The 16,199-nt window shown below is 72.1% G+C and carries 14 protein-coding genes; 12 read left to right on the top strand and 2 right to left on the bottom strand.

Going from position 1 to position 16,199, the window contains the following annotated elements:
- The gene (locus GWK15_RS00325) at nucleotides 1–867 is read left to right on the top strand and encodes an alpha/beta hydrolase (RefSeq protein WP_168037935.1); all 867 of its coding nucleotides are present in this window, start codon (nucleotides 1–3) and stop codon (nucleotides 865–867) included.
- A gap of 10 nt (nucleotides 868–877) precedes the next feature.
- Here the strand turns inward: GWK15_RS00325 and GWK15_RS00330 are convergent, their stop codons facing one another.
- Complete coding sequence (locus GWK15_RS00330) at nucleotides 878–2,062, bottom strand: pyridoxal-phosphate-dependent aminotransferase family protein (protein WP_168037937.1); 1,185 nt, start codon at nucleotides 2,060–2,062, stop codon at nucleotides 878–880.
- 148 nt (nucleotides 2,063–2,210) lie between these two features.
- Between GWK15_RS00330 and GWK15_RS00335 the strand changes: the two genes are divergently transcribed.
- From GWK15_RS00335 to GWK15_RS00380, 10 genes are all read left to right on the top strand, one after another.
- Nucleotides 2,211–3,191 (top strand): quinone oxidoreductase family protein, encoded by a 981-nt coding sequence (locus tag GWK15_RS00335; RefSeq protein WP_245211371.1) that lies wholly within the window; start codon nucleotides 2,211–2,213, stop codon nucleotides 3,189–3,191.
- 6 nt (nucleotides 3,192–3,197) lie between these two features.
- Nucleotides 3,198–6,107, top strand: a complete 2,910-nt coding sequence (locus GWK15_RS00340; RefSeq protein WP_168037939.1) for an FAD-binding and (Fe-S)-binding domain-containing protein — start codon at nucleotides 3,198–3,200, stop codon at nucleotides 6,105–6,107.
- Complete coding sequence (locus tag GWK15_RS00345) at nucleotides 6,104–6,676, top strand: DUF924 family protein (protein ID WP_168037941.1); 573 nt, start codon at nucleotides 6,104–6,106, stop codon at nucleotides 6,674–6,676. The genes GWK15_RS00340 and GWK15_RS00345 overlap by 4 nt, the downstream gene beginning before the upstream one ends.
- Before the next feature lie 120 nt (nucleotides 6,677–6,796).
- Complete coding sequence (locus tag GWK15_RS00350; protein ID WP_168037943.1) at nucleotides 6,797–7,498, top strand: lipase family protein; 702 nt, start codon at nucleotides 6,797–6,799, stop codon at nucleotides 7,496–7,498.
- Nucleotides 7,499–7,710: 212 nt separating this feature from the next.
- On the top strand, nucleotides 7,711–8,472 hold the full coding sequence (locus tag GWK15_RS00355) for a DUF1194 domain-containing protein (RefSeq protein ID WP_168037945.1): 762 nt from the start codon (nucleotides 7,711–7,713) through the stop codon (nucleotides 8,470–8,472).
- Between the two features lie 48 nt (nucleotides 8,473–8,520).
- Nucleotides 8,521–9,477 (top strand): NAD(P)/FAD-dependent oxidoreductase, encoded by a 957-nt coding sequence (locus GWK15_RS00360; protein ID WP_168037947.1) that lies wholly within the window; start codon nucleotides 8,521–8,523, stop codon nucleotides 9,475–9,477.
- Complete coding sequence (locus GWK15_RS00365; RefSeq protein ID WP_168037949.1) at nucleotides 9,474–10,046, top strand: pyridoxamine 5'-phosphate oxidase family protein; 573 nt, start codon at nucleotides 9,474–9,476, stop codon at nucleotides 10,044–10,046. The genes GWK15_RS00360 and GWK15_RS00365 overlap by 4 nt, the downstream gene beginning before the upstream one ends.
- Nucleotides 10,043–10,291, top strand: coding sequence for a DUF3253 domain-containing protein (locus GWK15_RS00370; protein WP_168037951.1), 249 nt, complete (start codon nucleotides 10,043–10,045; stop codon nucleotides 10,289–10,291). Before GWK15_RS00365 ends, GWK15_RS00370 begins: the two co-directional genes overlap by 4 nt.
- Nucleotides 10,288–10,728, top strand: a complete 441-nt coding sequence (locus GWK15_RS00375) for a DUF1499 domain-containing protein (protein WP_168037953.1) — start codon at nucleotides 10,288–10,290, stop codon at nucleotides 10,726–10,728. The genes GWK15_RS00370 and GWK15_RS00375 overlap by 4 nt, the downstream gene beginning before the upstream one ends.
- A 10-nt stretch (nucleotides 10,729–10,738) precedes the next feature.
- Complete coding sequence (locus tag GWK15_RS00380; RefSeq protein WP_168037955.1) at nucleotides 10,739–12,463, top strand: ABC transporter ATP-binding protein/permease; 1,725 nt, start codon at nucleotides 10,739–10,741, stop codon at nucleotides 12,461–12,463.
- Nucleotides 12,464–12,466: 3 nt separating this feature from the next.
- Here GWK15_RS00380 and GWK15_RS00385 read toward each other — a convergent pair whose 3' ends face one another.
- Complete coding sequence (locus tag GWK15_RS00385; RefSeq protein ID WP_168037957.1) at nucleotides 12,467–13,420, bottom strand: alpha/beta hydrolase; 954 nt, start codon at nucleotides 13,418–13,420, stop codon at nucleotides 12,467–12,469.
- Between the two features lie 136 nt (nucleotides 13,421–13,556).
- Between GWK15_RS00385 and GWK15_RS00390 the strand changes: the two genes are divergently transcribed.
- Nucleotides 13,557–16,187, top strand: a complete 2,631-nt coding sequence (locus tag GWK15_RS00390; protein ID WP_245211373.1) for a bifunctional acetate--CoA ligase family protein/GNAT family N-acetyltransferase — start codon at nucleotides 13,557–13,559, stop codon at nucleotides 16,185–16,187.
- Nucleotides 16,188–16,199: the final 12 nt, after the last annotated feature.

Below are 16,199 nucleotides of genomic sequence, written 5' to 3' on the forward strand. Positions count from 1 at the left end.
ATGCGTCGCCGCGCGGTCATCCTTGGCGCGCTCGCCGCGCCGGGGCTTGCGCGCGCGGCGGGGATCGGGGCCGGCAGCGGGCGGGTGGAGGTGGCGGAAGCCACCGGAGCGACACCCGCGCCCATGCCGGTCTGGTACCACCGCCCGGCGTCCTGGACGCCGAGCGGCAAGGTCGCCGTCGTGCTGCACGGGCTGCGGCGCGACGCTGACCGGTATCGGGACGAATGGCGTGATCTGGCCGACCGACACGGCGTCCTGCTGCTGGTGCCCGAGTTCGGGCAGGACAAGTTCCCCGGCACGCGCTGGTACAATTTCGGCAACCTGCAGGATGACGCCGGGCGCGCGACCCCGTCCGCGGCCTGGTCCTTCCATGCCTTCGATCGCGTGGTGCTGGCGGCGATGGCGATGGCGGGCGCGCAGCGCGACGCCTTCATCCTCTACGGCCATTCGGCCGGCGCGCAGTTCACGCACCGCTACACGCTCCTGACCGGCGCGCCGCGGGCCGAGGCGGTGATGATCGCCAATGCCGGATCCTACACGCTGCCGCGCTTCGACCGGCCCTTCCCGGAAGGGCTCGGCGGGACCGCGGCCGACCCGGCCGTCCTGCGCGCCGTATTCGCGCGCCCGGTCCTGCTGCAACTGGGCGAGGCCGACACCGACCCCAATCACCCCAGCCTGCCGCGTCAGCCCTGGGCCATCGCACAGGGCAGCCATCGCTTCGCGCGCGGCTGGCACTTCTTCGACCAGGCGCGGCGCGCGGCCCTCGAGGCCGGCGCGCCCTTCGCCTGGCGCGTGGTGACGGTGCCGGGCGTCGGCCATTCCAATGCCGGGATGGCGGAGGCCGCGGCGCCGATCCTGTTCGGCTGAGCGTCCCGCGTCAGGCGTTGCCGGCGAGGTAGTCCATCGCCGCCTGCACGCCGCCTGCCTTGTGCGGCACGCCGGCTGCACGCAGCCCCATCTCGACGCCGCCCAGCGTGCCGATCAGCTGCAGGTCGCCGAAATCGCCGAGATGCCCGATGCGGAACACCCGATCGTTCAGCTGCCCGAGGCCGTTGCCGAGGGACATGTTGAACTTCTCGAGGATCGTCGCGCGCAGGGCATTGGCAGACTGGCCATCTGGCAGCCGCACCGCGGTCAGCGAGGAGGAGTAGTGCCGTGGCTCCTCGCACTGGATCTCGAAGCCCCAGTGGCGCACGGCGCGGCGGGTGGCCTCCGCATGGCGGTCATGGCGGGCGAAGACATTGTCGAGACCTTCCTCCATCAGCATGTCGACAGCGGCGTCGAGGCCGTAGAGCAGGTTCGTCGCCGGCGTGTAGGGGAAGTAGCCGGTGGCGTTGGCCGCCAGCATCGGCTTCCAGTCCCAGAAGGACCGCGGCAGCTTTGCCGTCTCCGACGCCTTCAGCGCCTTGGCGCTGATCGCGTTGAAGGACAGGCCGGGCGGCAGCATCAGCCCCTTCTGCGAGCCCGCCACCGTCACGTCCACGCCCCATTCGTCATGCCGGTAGTCGATGCTGCCGAGCGAGGAGATGGTGTCGACCAGCAGCAGCGCCGGGTGGCCGGCGGCGTCGATCGCCTTGCGGACCTCATCGATGCGGGAGGTGCAGCCGGTCGAGGTCTCGTTGTGCACGACGCAGACGGCCTTGATGGCGTGGGCCTTGTCCTCGCGCAGGCGCTGCTCGATCTGCGCGACGTCGGCGCCGCGCCGCCAGTCGGTCTTCACGAAATCCGTCACGATGCCGAGCCGGCCGGCCATCTCGTGCCACAGATGCGCGAACCAGCCCGTCTCGCACATCAGCACGCGGTCGCCGGGCGACAGCGTGTTGGTCAGCGCCGCTTCCCAGGCGCCGGTGCCGGAGGCCGGGTAGATCACCACCGGGCCCTCGGTCTTGAAGACGTGGCGGACCTTTTCCAGCAGGGCCTTGCCCATCTTGCCGAAGTCGGGGCCGCGATGGTCCATGGTCGGGTTGTCCATGGCGCGCAGCACGCGGTCGGGCACGTTGGTGGGGCCCGGGATCTGCAGGAAATGGCGGCCGGCGACGGGCTTGGACTGGAAATAGGCCATGGGACGGCTCCTCTCTTCAGGGCGCTTCATGCCGGGAACCGGGCGGCGGCGCCAATGAGTTCGGCTTGTCGCTGCGATGAACATTATGGATCGGACAAGCGCGGGCTTCGCGGCTAGGGTCCGGCCGGGTTTACGGGAGGACGTAGGCTTGCCCCAGGCGATCATGCTGCGCGCATTCGGCGGGCCCGAGGTGCTGCGCGCGGAACCCGTCGACGTCGCGGCCCCCGGGCCGGGCGAACTGCGCATCCGCCAGACGGCGGTGGGCGTGAACTTCCACGATTGCTACGTGCGCTCCGGCCTCTATCGAACGCTGCCCTTGCCCGGCGTGCCGGGCATCGAGGCGGCGGGCGTCGTCGAGGCCGTCGGTCCCGGCGTGGCGGGGTTCAGCGTGGGTGACCGCATCGGCTACGTGACCGGCGCCTACGGCGCCTATGCCTCCCACCGCGTGCTGCCGGCGGCGATCGCGCTGCGCCTGCCGGACGGGATGGACGACCGGCTCGCGGCGAGCGTGCTGCTCAAGGGCCTGACGGCGGAGATGCTGCTGCGCCAGGTGCATCGCGTCGAGGCCGGGCAGACCATCCTGGTCCACGCGGCGGCGGGCGGGGTCGGGCGCATCCTGTGCCAATGGGCGGCGCATCTCGGCGCGACTGTGATCGGCACGGCGGGCTCGGCGGCGAGGGCCGAGGTCGCGCGGGCGTCCGGCTGCGCGCACGTGATCCTCTACCGCGAACAGGATTTCGTCGCCGAGGTGAAGCGCATCACGGGCGGGCGGGGCGTCGACGCGGCCTATGATTCGGTCGGGCACGACACCTTCGACGGGTCGCTGGAATGTCTCGCGATGCGCGGGCACCTGGTGAATTTCGGCCAGGCCTCCGGCCCCGTGGCACCCTTCCAGGTGCAGCGGCTGGCGGGGAAGTCGAACAGCCTGACGCGGCCGATCCTGTTCCACTACATCGCCGAGCGCGCCGCGCTCGAACGCATGGCGGCCGCGCTGTTCGCGGTGCTCGGCAGCGGCGCCGTCCGCGCCGACCCCGGCGCGACGCTGCCCCTGGCCGAGGCGGCGCGCGCCCACCACCTCCTCGAATCCCGGCAGGCCGAGGCGCCCCTCGTCCTGCTGCCGCAGGAATAAGTCCGGATGAACGTCACCACCCGCCCGACCATCGGCGACAGCCGCCTTGCCGACCGCCTGCGCCGCGAGACGCGCGGCGAAGTCCTGTTCAGCGCCTCCGACCGCGGCCGCTACGCCACCGATGCGTCCATCTACCAGATCGAGCCCTACGGCGTTCTGGTGCCGCGGACGATCGAGGACGTGCAGGCCGCGATGGCGATCTGCCGCGAGGAAGGCATCCCCGTCCTGCCGCGCGGCGGCGGCACCTCCCAATGCGGGCAGACGGTCAACCGCGCGCTGGTGCTGGACTGCACCAAGTACCTGCGCAACGTCATCAGCGTGGATGCGGAGGCACGCACGGCGCGCGTGCAGCCGGGCATCACGCTCGGCGCGCTGAACGATGCGCTGAAGAAGCACAACCTGTTCTTCCCCGTGGATCCCTCCACCTGGCAGCGCTGCACCATCGGCGGCATGGCGGGGAACAATTCCTGCGGGTCGAAATCGATCCGTTACGGGCTGATGGCGGACAACGTGTCGGGGATCGACGCGCTGCTCGCGGACGGGTCGCGCTTCGCCTTCGGCGAACTGCCGGACAACCTCGGCGGCGACGTCCCGGCGCCGATCGCCGAGCTGATCCAGCGCCTGCGTGCGCTCGGCGCGCGGGAGGCGGAGGAGATCGCCGCCCGCTTCCCGCACCAGCTGCGCCGCGTGGGCGGCTACAACATCGAGAGCCTGACACCGGCGGCGCGCGCCGAAGGGCGCGGCAACCTCGCGCGGCTGCTGGTGGGCTCGGAGGGGACGCTGGCCTTCTCGGCGGCGCTCGACCTGAAACTGTGGCCGATTAAGCCGCGCAAGATGCTGGGCATCTGCCAGTTCCCGACCTTCCGCGCGGCCATGGCGGCCTCCCAGCACCTGGTCACGCTGGATCCGGAGGCGGTGGAACTGGTGGACCGCACGATGATCGACCTCGGCCGTTCGATCCCGATCTACTGCGCCACCATCGACAGGATGGTGAAGGGCGAACCTGACAGCCTGCTGATCGTGGAATTCCACGGCCATGACGACGCGCCGCTGCTGCAGGCGCTGGACCGGCTCGAGGAGATGATGGCCGACCTCGGCTATCCGGATGCCGTGGTGCGCGCGACGGACCCCGGCTTCCAGGCGGCCATCGCCGAGGTGCGCGAGGCCGGGCTCAACATCATGATGTCCATGAAGGGGGACGGGAAGCCGGTCTCCTTCATCGAGGATTGCGCCGTCGGGCTCGAAGACCTCGCCGACTACACCGAGCGGCTGAACGACGTCTTCGCGAAGCACGGCACCAAGGGCACCTGGTACGCCCATGCTTCCGTCGGCTGCCTGCATGTCCGCCCCGTCCTGAACATGAAGGACGGCGAGGACGTGAAGAAGATGCGGACCATCGCCGAGGAATGCTTCGCCCTGGTGCGCGAGTACAAGGGCAGCCATTCCGGTGAGCATGGCGACGGCATCGTGCGCTCCGAGTTCAACGAGCCGATGTTCGGCAGCCGCATCGCCCGCGCCTTCGAGGAAGTGAAGGACGCCTTCGACCCCAATGCGCTGCTGAATCCGGGGCGCGTCGTTCGTCCGCCGAAGATGGATGACCGCACGCTGTTACGCTACGCGCCGGGCTATGCGGCCGATCCGGCGGTCACGCCGGTGCTCGACTGGTCGGAGTATCCCGGCCCGCTCGGCGGCCTGCTGGGCGCGGTCGAGATGTGCAACAACAACGGCACCTGCCGGAAGTTCGACGCCAACGTCATGTGCCCTTCCTACCGCGTCACGCGGGACGAGCAGCATCTGACCCGCGGGCGGACGAACACGCTGCGCCTTGCGCTCACGCGGCAGTTGGGGCCGGAGGCACTGGCCTCCGACGAGGTGGCGCAGGCCGTCTCGCTGTGCGTCTCCTGCAAGGGCTGCAAGCGCGAATGCCCGACCGGCGTCGACATGGCGCGGATGAAGATCGAGGTGCTGGCCGCGCGTGCGAAGGCACATGGCATCGGCTGGCGCGAACGCATCATCGCGACCATGCCGCGCTGGGCGCGCTGGGCCTCGCTCTTCCCGCCGGTCGCCAATGCGCGCGACACCATCCCCGGCCTCGCGGCGCTGTCCGAGAGCCTGTTCGGCCTTGCCGCCGAACGCAGGCTGCCGCACTTCCGCTGGAACGACTTCCACGATGCGGAGTTGCGTGCGCCGGACGGCAGGGCAGGGGAGGTCATCCTCTTACCCGACGTCTTCAACCGCTACTTCGAGCCGGAGAACCTCCGCGCCGCCGTCGCCGTGCTGCGCGCCGCCGGCTACGACCCCGCCGTCGCGCGGCCCGCGCGCGGCACGCGCCCGCTGGATGAGGGGCGCACGCTGCTCGCCGCCGGCCTGGTGGAACAGGCCCGCGCCGAGGCCCGCCGCACGCTCGAAGCGCTGTCGCCCTTCGCCTCGCCGGTCATCGGGATCGAGCCCTCCTCGCTGACCACACTGCGCGACGAATTCCTCGCCCTGCTGCCGGGCGAACCCGCCCGCGCGCTCGCCGCCCGCGCCTTCCTGCTGTCGGAATTCCTCGACCGCGAGAAGGCCGACCTGCCGCTGAAGCCGATCGCGGCGGAGGCGCATATCCACGGCCATTGTCACCAGAAGGCCTTCGGCGCTTTCCCGCCCGCGGTCGCGCTGCTCAAGCGCATCCCGGGCCTGAAGGTCACGCCGATCACGTCGTCCTGCTGCGGCATGGCGGGTGCCTTCGGCTACCAGGCCGAGACGCTGGAAACCTCGAAGGCCATGGCCGAGCTCTCCCTGCTGCCCGCGGTCCGGGCGGCGGCAAAGGACGCGATCATCGTCGCCGACGGCACCTCCTGCCGCCACCAGATCGCCGACTTGTCGGGGCGCGAGGCGCTGCATTCCGTTCGCGTGCTCGAGAAGGCGCTCGCATGATCGGCCCCGACAAGGTCCTGGCCTTCTGGTTCGCCGAGGGGCCCGACACCTTCCGTCCGGCCTGGTTCACGCGCGACGACGCCTTCGACGCCGCGATCCGCGACCGCTTCGCCGCGCTCGTCGACGCCGCACGCAGCAATGGCCTGAACGCCTGGCGCGCGACGCCCGAGGGCGCGCTCGGCCTCGCCATCCTGCTCGATCAGTTCCCGCGCAACCTGTTCCGCGGCAGTGCCGAGGCCTTCGCCGCCGACCCCATGATGCGCGACATTGCGCGGGACGCCGTGCTGGCGCGCCGCTTCGATGTCGCGCTCACGCCGACGCAACGCGTCTTCCTTTATCTGCCCTTCGAGCATTCCGAGGCGATGGCCGACCAGGATCTCTCGGTCGCGTTGTTCGAGGGCCTGCGCGACGACCCGCGCCACGCCGCACCGGGCGGGACGATCGACTACGCCTGGCGGCACCGCGCCGTGATCGCGCGCTTCGGCCGCTTTCCCCACCGCAACGCCGCGCTGGGCCGCGCGAGCACGCCGGAGGAAGCCGCCTGGCTTGCCGCCGGGGGCGGCTTCTGACGTTCGCGCCCTGAAGCGCTGCAGTGCGGCGGCGCCGCGCATGACGGACAACCCCGGGCATCGAGAGCGAAGGGCGGCGCATCGCCGCACCCTTCGCCCGCCAGGCCCGAGGAATTGCCGATGCCCGCTCCGATCCCCTTCCGCGACTTCGCCGCCCTCTGCGCCGGCATCTACAGCCGCGGCTGCACCACCGCGGCCGGCTTCGCGCGGTTCGGCGACGTCGACCTCCGCCTGTCCGGCTTCCAGGCCGCCGTGTTCCGGCGCGCCAATGGCAGTGGCCTCGACTGGGTGGTGGCGATCGCGGGCACCCAGGCGACCGATGGCGACGTGGCCGACATCGTCGCCGACGCCGGCTTCGGCGGTGCGCTGACCGGGATGGTCAGCAGCGCGCTCGGGGTGCTGGGCGGCGGGCTGCTCTGGCACCAATGCGCCTGCGCCGAGGACATGGTGCGCAACGCCAACCAGGTGATGGGCCGCGGCCACCGGCTCTACGTCACCGGCCATTCGCTGGGCGGCGGCATCGCGCAGATCGTCTCCGCGCGGACCGGCGTGCCGGCGGTGGCGATCTCGGCCCCGGCGGTCACGGCGGTGTCCGGCGTCGAAGGCGAATGGCAGCGCACGCGGTCGCGCATCACCTGCCTGCGCGTGCGCAACGACCCGATCAACCACACCGGCAATGTCGGCAACTGGCTCGGCCGCGTCGTGCGCCTCGAAAGCCCGCGCACCGGCATGGACGCGCATTCGATCGACTCGACCCTGGCGGAGCTGGTGCCCTCGGGTAGCTTCAGCACCATCGGGCAGGCCGATCCCTTCGCCGCCTGACCGCCGCGCCCGCCGGAAAATGGATCCGATGCGGACATAATCGCTGTGGCGCGGGGGCCACATCGGGCGGCTCAGGCGGCTCGATGGCCTCCGCGTCGCGCTTCTTTGTTGCGACGCACAAAAAGGTTCCCTATTTGTATCTGCAAGACCTCCGGTGACGGAGGCATCGGGAAGGACAGACCCCGGACGCATGGCCCTTACGGAGGGTACCAATGTCGCGTCTGCTGTCCCGTCGCCGCCTCCTCCTCGCCACCGGCCTTGCCGTTCCGGCCCTCATCGCCGCCCGTCCCGCGCGCGCCGCGGTCGAGGAGGTGGATGTCGAACTGGTCCTAGCCGTGGATGTCTCCCGCTCGGTCGACACCGAGGAGATGGAGATGCAGATGCAGGGCTATGCCGCCGCCTTCCGCGACCCGCGCCTGGCCGAAGGCATCGCCGGCGGACCGCTCGGGGCCATTGCCGTCACGCTCTTCGTCTGGTCGGACTGGAACATCCAGAATGTGCTGGTGCCCTGGACGAAGCTCGACGGCCCTGCTGCCTGCGAGCGCTTCGCCGCCGCGGTCGACGGCGCATCGCGCGAGACCTACCTCTACACCTCGATCTCCGGAGCCATCGACTTCGCCTCCCGCCAGTTCGGCCAGCGCTACAGCGGGCTGCGCCGCGTCGTCGACATCTCCGGCGACGGGGTGAACAACTCCGGCCGGCCGCTGGCCCAGGCGCGCGCCGATGCGCTGGACCAGGGGATCGTGCTGAACGGCCTCGCCGTGCTCGACCGCACGCCGCAGCCTTCGGCGCTGCTCGCCGGCATCCCGCCGGTGGACGAATACTACCGCGACGAGGTGATCGGCGGCCCCGGGGCCTTCCTCATGGTCGCCGAGGGCTACGAGACCTTCGCCGGCGCCGTCCGCCGCAAGATCATCCGCGAGATCGCGGCATTGCCGACCCCTGGCCCGCTGGTCGAGCGCGAGACCGCCTGACGCCGCCCGGGTCTTGCGCCCCGGCGCGGCGGCGCCATACCGGCTGGCATGACCAGATCCGTCGCCATCATCGGTGCGGGGCTCGCGGGCCTCGCCGCCGCACGGAACCTCGCCGCGCGCGGCATCGCCGTGCGGCTGTTCGACAAGGGGAGGGCGCCCGGCGGGCGCCTTGCCACCCGCCGCGCCGACCATGCCGGGCGCCGCCTGCAGTTCGACCATGGGGCGCAGTATCTGCGCGCCGCGGGTCCCGGCTTCGCCGCCGCCCTGGCCGACGCCGGCGCCGCGCCCTGGCCGGATGCGGACCGGCGCGTCGGCGTGCCGGGCATGTCGGCGCTGCCGCGCGCGCTGCTCGGTGGCCTCGACCTGCGCGCCTCGCGGCACGTCGGCGCCGTCCTGGGGGAACCTGGTGCCTGGCGCCTACGGCACTGGGACGCGAAGGAGGCGAAGCCCGGCGCCCCCCTGCCGGCCACGCCGCCCGGTGAGGACGGCCCCTTCGACGCCGTCCTCGTCACCATCCCCGCGCCCCAGGCGGCGGAGCTGCTGCCCGGCTTCGCGGCGGCGCTCGGCGGCGTGCGCTACGCGCCCTGCTGGACGGTGATGGCCGCCTTCGACGCGCCCCTGCCGCTGCCCGACACGCTGCGCCCCGAGGGACACGCGATCGGCTGGGCCGCGCGCGATTCCTCCAAGCCCGGCCGCGATGGCGCTGCCGAATGTTGGGTGATCCAGGCCGCGCCGGCCTGGACCCGCGCCAATCTCGAGCGGCGCGCGGAGGACATCGTCGCCCCGCTGCTCGCCGAGCTCGCCTCGCTCGCAACGGCGCCGCTGCCGCCGCCGGCCTGGGCGGCGGCGCATCGCTGGCGCTACTCGCTGCTCGAGGCCCCGCTTGGCGCGCCTTTCCTGTGGGACGCCGCGCAGCGGATCGGCCTCGCCGGCGATTGGTGCCTGGCCGGCCGCGCCGAAGCGGCCTGGGACAGTGGCACCGCCCTCGCGCAGGCGGTGGCGTGACGCCGCCTGCCACGCCCGCGGACGCGCTCGCCGACGCGCTGGCCCGCCTCGCTTCCGGCGTGACGGATCGGCGCAGCCCCTTCCACACCCCGACGCTGGCGACGCGCGATGTCGATGGCGGGCCGAACCTGCGCACCGTCATCCTGCGGGCCTTCGACCCGAAGGCACGGACGCTGCGCATCCACACCGACCGGCGCAGCGCCAAGGCGGCGGAACTCGCCGCCGATCTGCGCGCCATGCTGCACGCCTACGACGCCGCGGCGCAGGTGCAGGTGCGGCTGCGCGGCCTCGCCCGGCTGCATGGCGACGACGCTGTGGCGGATGTCGCCTGGGCCGGCAGCCGCGACTCCTCCCGCATGTGCTACGCCGCCCTCGAGGCCCCGGGCGAGACGGTGGCGGCGCCGCCCCCGGCGCCGCGCGATCCCGATGCGGGGCGAGGGAACTTCGTGGCCATCGTGCTGACCATCCAGAGCCTCGACTGGCTGCTGCTCGACCATGGCGGCCATCGCCGCGTCCATGCCGAATGGGACGCGGCCGGCCGTCCTACCGTCCGCTGGATCGCGCCATGAGCGAACCCGTCATCCGCGCCGAGATCCTCGCCCAGGCGGAATCCCGCGGCGCGGAGAAGAGCCTCTGCCCCTCCGAGGTCGCCCGCGCGCTGAAGCCCGAGGAATGGCGTTCCCTGATGACCCGCGTGCGGCGGGAGGCGATCGTGCTGGCGCGGGAGGGACGGATCGAGATCCTCCGCAAGGGCAAGCCCGTCGACCCCGAGGCCGAGATCCGCGGCGTCATCCGCCTGAGGATCCGTCCATGATCGGCCTGCTGTTCTCCCGCGGCGCCAACGGCATTCCGCCGCAGGGCCCGGTCGATTTCGCAACGCTGGCGCTGCCGCCCTCGCCCAACACCTGCCTGCTGACGCCGACCACCGCGCCCGGCGCGGGCCACCTGCACCGCGATCCCTTCCCGGTGACGGTGGACGAGTTGCTCGCCGCCGTTCGCGCCACGGCTGCCGCGCAGCCGCGCACCTATCCGCTCGCCGACTTTCCCGCGCGCCACCAGGCGCAATGGGTCGCGCGCACGCGGCTGATGAACTACCCCGACATCATCGTCGCCGAGGCCGCGCCGGCCGGGCAGGGGACCGGCCTCTGGCTCTATTCCCGCAGCCTGATCGGCTGGTCGGATCTCGGGGTGAACCGCGCCCGGGTGATGGCCTGGCTCACGGAGATCGAGGCGCGGCTCCGCCGCCGCTGAAGGAGAGCGCATGCGCCGCATCGGACCCTTCCTGCGCGATGCCTGGCATCTCGCGCGCCCCTACTGGTCGAGCGAGGATCGCTGGAAGGCGCGCGGGCTGCTGGCTGTCGTCGTCGCGCTCAACCTCTCGCTGGTGGGCATGACGGTGCTGCTCACCTACTGGCAGCGGGCCTTCTACAACGCGCTCGAGGCCAAGGACTGGGATGCCTTCATCGCGCTGCTGTTCACCTGGCACACCACGGAGGCCGAGGGCTTCCTGCCCTCCTTCGCCATCGTCGCGGCGCTCTACATCCTCATCGCGGTCTATCAGCTCTATCTGCGCCAGGCGCTGCAGATCCGCTGGCGCCGCTGGCTGACCGAGATCTACCTGACCCAGTGGCTCGACGGCCGCGCCTATTATCGCATGGCGCTGACCGACCCGGTCACCGACAACCCCGACCAGCGCATCGCCGAGGATGCGCGCATGTTCGTCGACGACACGCTCTCGCTCGGCCTTGGGCTGATGAACTCGGTCGTGACGCTGTTCTCCTTCATCCTGGTGCTGTGGTCGCTGTCGGGGCCGCTGAACGTGCTGGGCGTCGAGATCCCGGGCTACATGGTCTGGGTGGCGCTGATCTATGCGGTGATCGGCACCTGGCTCGCGCATCTGATCGGCCGGCCGCTGGTCGCGCTGAACTTCACCCAGCAGAAGGTCGAGGCCGATTTCCGCTATGCCCTGGTGCGCTTCCGCGAGAACGCCGAGGGCATCGCGCTCTATGGCGGCGAGGCGGATGAGAAGCGCGGCCTGACCCAGCGCTTCCGCGCGCTGATGGAAAACTGGTGGTCGATCATGACCGCCACCAAGCGGCTGACCTTCTTCACCGCCGGCTACACGCAGGTCGCCGTCATCTTCCCGATCGTCGTCGCGGCACCGGCCTATTTCGCCGGGCGCATCCAGCTCGGCGGGCTGATCCAGACTTCCTCTGCCTTCGGCCAGGTGCAGGGCGCGCTGTCCTGGTTCGTCGACAACTATGCGCGGCTGACGGAATGGCGCGCGACGGTCGAGCGCCTCACCGGCTTCACCCGCGGCGTGACGGCCGCCGCGGCGGCGCATACCGGCCCAGTCGCGGCGAAGGGCACCGATACGGGACTTGGCATCGCCAATGTCACGCTGGCGTTGCCAGACGGGCGGGTGCTGCTGGACCAGGCTTCGGCGCGGATCGAACCGGGCGAGGCGGTGCTGCTCACCGGCCCCTCGGGGTCCGGCAAGTCGACGCTGTTCCGCGCCATCGCCGGCATCTGGCCCTTCGGCGGCGGACGGGTGGACCTGCCCGCGACGGGCCGCGCCCTGTTCCTGCCGCAGCGGCCCTACATCCCGCTCGGCAGCCTGAAGCGCGCCGTCTGCTATCCGGACGACGAGGCGGCCTTCACCGATGAGGCGGTGACAGAGGCGCTGGAAGCCGCCGAACTCGCCCATCTCGTCCAGCGCCTGCACGAGGCGGATTCCTGGGACAAGCGCCTGTCGGGCGGCGAGCAGCAGCGCATCGCGCTCGCCCGCGCGCTGCTGCTGAAGCCCGACTGGCTGTTCCTCGACGAGGCGACGGCGAGCCTCGACCCGGGCGCCGAGGAACGCCTCTACACGCGGCTCAAGGAGAGGCTGCCGGGCAGCACGATCCTCTCGATCGCCCACCGCCCGGCCGTTGCCGCCTTCCACGACCGCACGCTGCGGCTCGAGGAAAAGCGGCTGGTCGCGTAGGCGTCAGGCCAGCACGCGCTTCAGCCAGGCCCCGGCCTCCGCGATGGCGCGGTCGGAGGCCTTCACATGGACCATGGCGCGCAGGAAGCCGTGCAGCACGCCGGGAAAGGTGGTGGCTTCCACCGCCACCCCGGCCTCGCGCAGGCGCTTCTCCATGGCGTGATTCTCGCTCGCCAGCACGTCGAGCTCGGCGACGTGCAACAGGCAGGGCGGCAGGCCGCGCAGGTCGGCGCGCAGCGGGGCGGCGAGGGGGTTCAGCCGGTCGGCCTCGCGCGGGGCGTAGCAGCGCCAGTAGAAGTCCATCTTCTCCCGCGTCAGCGTGTGGCCGGTCGCAAATTCGCCGTAGGAGGCGGTGTCGAGGCGGGAATCGAAGACGCCGTAGTTCAGCAGCAGGCCACGCAGCTTCAGGTCCGGGTCCGTCTCCCGCAGCAGCAGCGCGGTGGCGAGCGCGAGGTTGCCGCCGGCCGAATCCCCGCCGATGACGATGCGCGAGGGGTCGAGGCCCCATTCCGCCCCCTTCTTCGCCACCCAGCGCACCACCGCGGCGCATTCCTCGAGCGCCTGGGGGAAGGGGGCTTCGGGGCTCAGCGCGTAATCCGGCCCGACGACGGCGCAGCCCGACGCGCCGGCATAGCCGCGCATGATGTGGTCATGGGTGTCGATGCTGCCCCAGACCCAGCCGCCGCCATGGATGTAGACCATGACGGGCAGCGCCGTGTCCGTCGTCGGCCGATGGACCCGCGAAACCAGCCGCCGCCCGCGGATCGGCAGCCAGCGGTCGCCGCTCTCGGCCATCTTCGGCCCGCCGGCCGCCGCGAGCGTCAGCCCCGGCCCGTCGTTCGACACCCGCGCCCCGTCCAGGGGCAGGTCCAGCACCACCGGCGGGAAGGCGCGGCCGCGCTCGTCCATCATGGCGGTGAAGGCGCGCATCTCGGGGTCCCAGCGGTCCTGGCTCATTCATCCACTCCTGCGGTGTGGATGCAGTTCAGGCGCCCCGGGCCCGGCCGGCAAGGGGGCTGGCGCGGACGGCCCGGTCCTGCAACGCTTTCCGCGGTTGCGATGGGGAGGCGCAGGCGCCATGTTGCATCGCACAATGCCTGATTACATTGCCGGTATGTACCGGAGCGGTGGCTACCGCGACCGGTCGCTGCTTCACCCTGAAAGCGTGGTTCTCCTCGCCGCCGAGACGAGCGCCGAGGCGCCGCTCATGGCGCGTAACCTCGCCGCCGGCGGCTTCCGCGGCCGGCTGCTCGCCGTGGGCGCGCCGCGCGACGGCTTCGAGGTTGTCCCGACCATCGAGGACCTGCCGGTCGCGCCCGACCTCGCCGTGCTGTGCCTGCCGCCGGATGCGCTCGAGGACGCGATGGGGCGCCTCGCGGCGCGGGGCTGCTTCGCCGCCGTCGTGCCGGGGCCGGCGCCCGATCTCGCCGGCGCGGCCGCCCGGACGGGCATGCGGGCGATCGGGCAGGGGTCCTTCGGCGTGGCGGTGCCCGCCATCGGCCTGAACGCGACCCTGAGCCATGTCGTTCCGGCCAAGGGGCGGCTCGGGCTGGTCACGCAGTCCTCGGCCATCGCGCGCGCCGTGCTCGACTGGGCGGCGGCGGAATCCGTCGGCTTCAGCCACATCGTCGGCATCGGCGGCAACCAGGACCTGGGCTTCGCGCGCGTGCTCGACTGGCTGGCGCGCGATCCCGGGACGGGCGCGATCCTGCTCGACCTGCGGCGCATCAAGAACCGGCGGATGTTCGTCTCCGCCGCGCGAGCCGCAGCAAGGATGCGCCCGGTCGTCGCCATCCGCGCCGGCGGACGACTGCAGGATGCCTCGGGCCTCGCCGACGAGGTCATGGAAGCCGCGCTGCGGCGCGCCGGCGTGCTGCGGGTCGCGGGCTTCGAGGACCTCCTGTCCGCCGCCGAAACCCTCGCGCGCGTACGCCTGTCGGCCCGCGCCTCGGGTCCCGGCGACCGCATAGCGATCGTAACCAACGGCATCGGCTTCGGGGCGCTCGGCGCCGATGCGGTGCTGGCGGGCGGGGCGCGGCTCGCCGACATCGGCGAGACCGGTCTTGCCGCCATCTCCCTCGGCCTGCCGGAGGGCTGGAGCGGCCGCAATCCGCTCGCGCTCGGCCCCACCGCCGGGGCGCGGCTGGGCGAGGCCGCGGCGATGCTCGCCGCGCTGCCCGAGGTCGACGCCGTCGTCGCCCTCCATGCCCCGGCGGGCGAGGAAGACCCGGAGGTTGTCCGCGAATCCCTCACCGCCGCGGTGAAGGCGAGCCGCGGCGCGCCGATCCTGGTTGGCTGGGCCGGGCAGGCCAGCGCCGGGGCGCAGCGGGCGCGGCTGGCGGCCGCCGGCGTCGCCGCCTTCCCGACGCCCGAGGCCGCGGTCCGCGGCGCCCTCCACCTCGCCCATGACCGGCGCAACCGCGCGATGGCGGCCGAACTGCCCTCGCGCGACGTGCTGGACCTCGCCCCCGACCGCGCCTTGGTCACCCGCCTGTTCGAACGGGTCCGTGCCGCCGGACGGCGCGACCTGACCGAGGAGGAGGCGCTGTCGGTCCTCGCCGCCTATGGCATCCCGACCGTGCCGGGCCGCGCCGTGACGGGCGCCGAGGAAGCCGCGGATGCGGCCGTCATGCTCGGTTTCCCGGTCGTGCTGAAGATCCTGAGCCCCGACCTGCCGCGCAAGACCGAGGTCGGCGGCGTCGCGATCGGCCTTGCGTCCCATGCCGCCGTGCTGGCCGCCGCGACGGCGATGCGCGAACGGGTTGCTGCCGCCCGGCCGGAGGCGCGGATCACCGGCTTCCTGGTCCAGCGCAAGGCCGGCAGCGGGCAGGAGTTGCGCCTGCGCCTCGGCGACGATGCGATGTTCGGGCCCTGGATCGCCTTCGGGCGCGGCGGCACGGCGGCCGACATCGACCCGGACGAGGGCTTCGACCTGCCGCCGCTGAACCTGGCGCTGGCCCATTCCCTGATCCGGCGGACGCGGACGGCGCGGCTGCTCGATGGCTGGCGCGACCATCCGCCGGCCAATGTCGCGGCCATCGCCGACGCACTGGTCCGCCTGTCGCAGATCGCCGTCGATTTCCCCGAGATTGAATTCTGTAACATCAATCCCTTGCGGGCCGATGCTGAGGGCGTACTTGCGCTCGATGCCATCATCTCGCTGCGCCCGCCCGGCGAGCAGGCGATGCTCGCCATCCCGCCCTATCCGGCCGAGTTCGCACGCACCTGGCGCAACCGCAACGGCCGCGAGGTCCTGGTTCGCCCGATCCGCCCCGAGGATGCCGCGGCCCATGCCGAATTCTTCGCCCGGCTGACGCCTGAGGACATCCGCTACCGCTTCTTCTCGGCCCTGGCCGAGCTCAGCCCGACCCAGATCGCGCGCATGACGCAGATCGACTACGACCGCGAGATCGCCTTCGTCGCGGTCGAGCGGGTGGACGGCGGCCCGGACCGCACCGTCGGCGTGTCCCGCCTGATCCGCGAGGGCGGCGGGGCGGAAGCGGAATTCGCCGTCATCGTCGACCCGTCCTGGAAGGGGCAGGGCTTGGCGCGCCACCTGATGGAGCGGCTGTTCGAATGGGGCCGCGCCGTCGGGGTGAGCGACGTGGTCGGCTCGGTCCTCGCCGACAACAAGCCGATGCTGGCCTTCGTGCGCGCCCTTGGCTTCCGGGTGCGCGCGAGTGCCGAGGACCCCGAGGTGATGGAAGCTCGGCTGCCGCTGTAGGCGCCGCGCGAG

Source organism: Neoroseomonas oryzicola (genome assembly GCF_012163135.1).
Lineage (GTDB): Bacteria > Pseudomonadota > Alphaproteobacteria > Acetobacterales > Acetobacteraceae > Neoroseomonas > Neoroseomonas oryzicola.

What these genes read in the sequence shown, in the direction of transcription:
- GWK15_RS00385 (WP_168037957.1), bottom strand. Translation starts at nt 13,420, where the DNA reads ATGAGCCAGGACCGCTGGGACCCCGAGATGCGCGCCTTCACCGCCATG.
- GWK15_RS00345 (WP_168037941.1), top strand. Translation starts at nt 6,104, where the DNA reads ATGATCGGCCCCGACAAGGTCCTGGCCTTCTGGTTCGCCGAGGGGCCC.
- GWK15_RS00380 (WP_168037955.1), top strand. Translation starts at nt 10,739, where the DNA reads ATGCGCCGCATCGGACCCTTCCTGCGCGATGCCTGGCATCTCGCGCGC.
- GWK15_RS00350 (WP_168037943.1), top strand. Translation starts at nt 6,797, where the DNA reads ATGCCCGCTCCGATCCCCTTCCGCGACTTCGCCGCCCTCTGCGCCGGC.
- GWK15_RS00355 (WP_168037945.1), top strand. Translation starts at nt 7,711, where the DNA reads ATGTCGCGTCTGCTGTCCCGTCGCCGCCTCCTCCTCGCCACCGGCCTT.
- GWK15_RS00375 (WP_168037953.1), top strand. Translation starts at nt 10,288, where the DNA reads ATGATCGGCCTGCTGTTCTCCCGCGGCGCCAACGGCATTCCGCCGCAG.
- GWK15_RS00340 (WP_168037939.1), top strand. Translation starts at nt 3,198, where the DNA reads ATGAACGTCACCACCCGCCCGACCATCGGCGACAGCCGCCTTGCCGAC.
- GWK15_RS00360 (WP_168037947.1), top strand. Translation starts at nt 8,521, where the DNA reads ATGACCAGATCCGTCGCCATCATCGGTGCGGGGCTCGCGGGCCTCGCC.
- GWK15_RS00330 (WP_168037937.1), bottom strand. Translation starts at nt 2,062, where the DNA reads ATGGCCTATTTCCAGTCCAAGCCCGTCGCCGGCCGCCATTTCCTGCAG.
- GWK15_RS00390 (WP_245211373.1), top strand. Translation starts at nt 13,557, where the DNA reads ATGCCTGATTACATTGCCGGTATGTACCGGAGCGGTGGCTACCGCGAC.
- GWK15_RS00325 (WP_168037935.1), top strand. Translation starts at nt 1, where the DNA reads ATGCGTCGCCGCGCGGTCATCCTTGGCGCGCTCGCCGCGCCGGGGCTT.
- GWK15_RS00370 (WP_168037951.1), top strand. Translation starts at nt 10,043, where the DNA reads ATGAGCGAACCCGTCATCCGCGCCGAGATCCTCGCCCAGGCGGAATCC.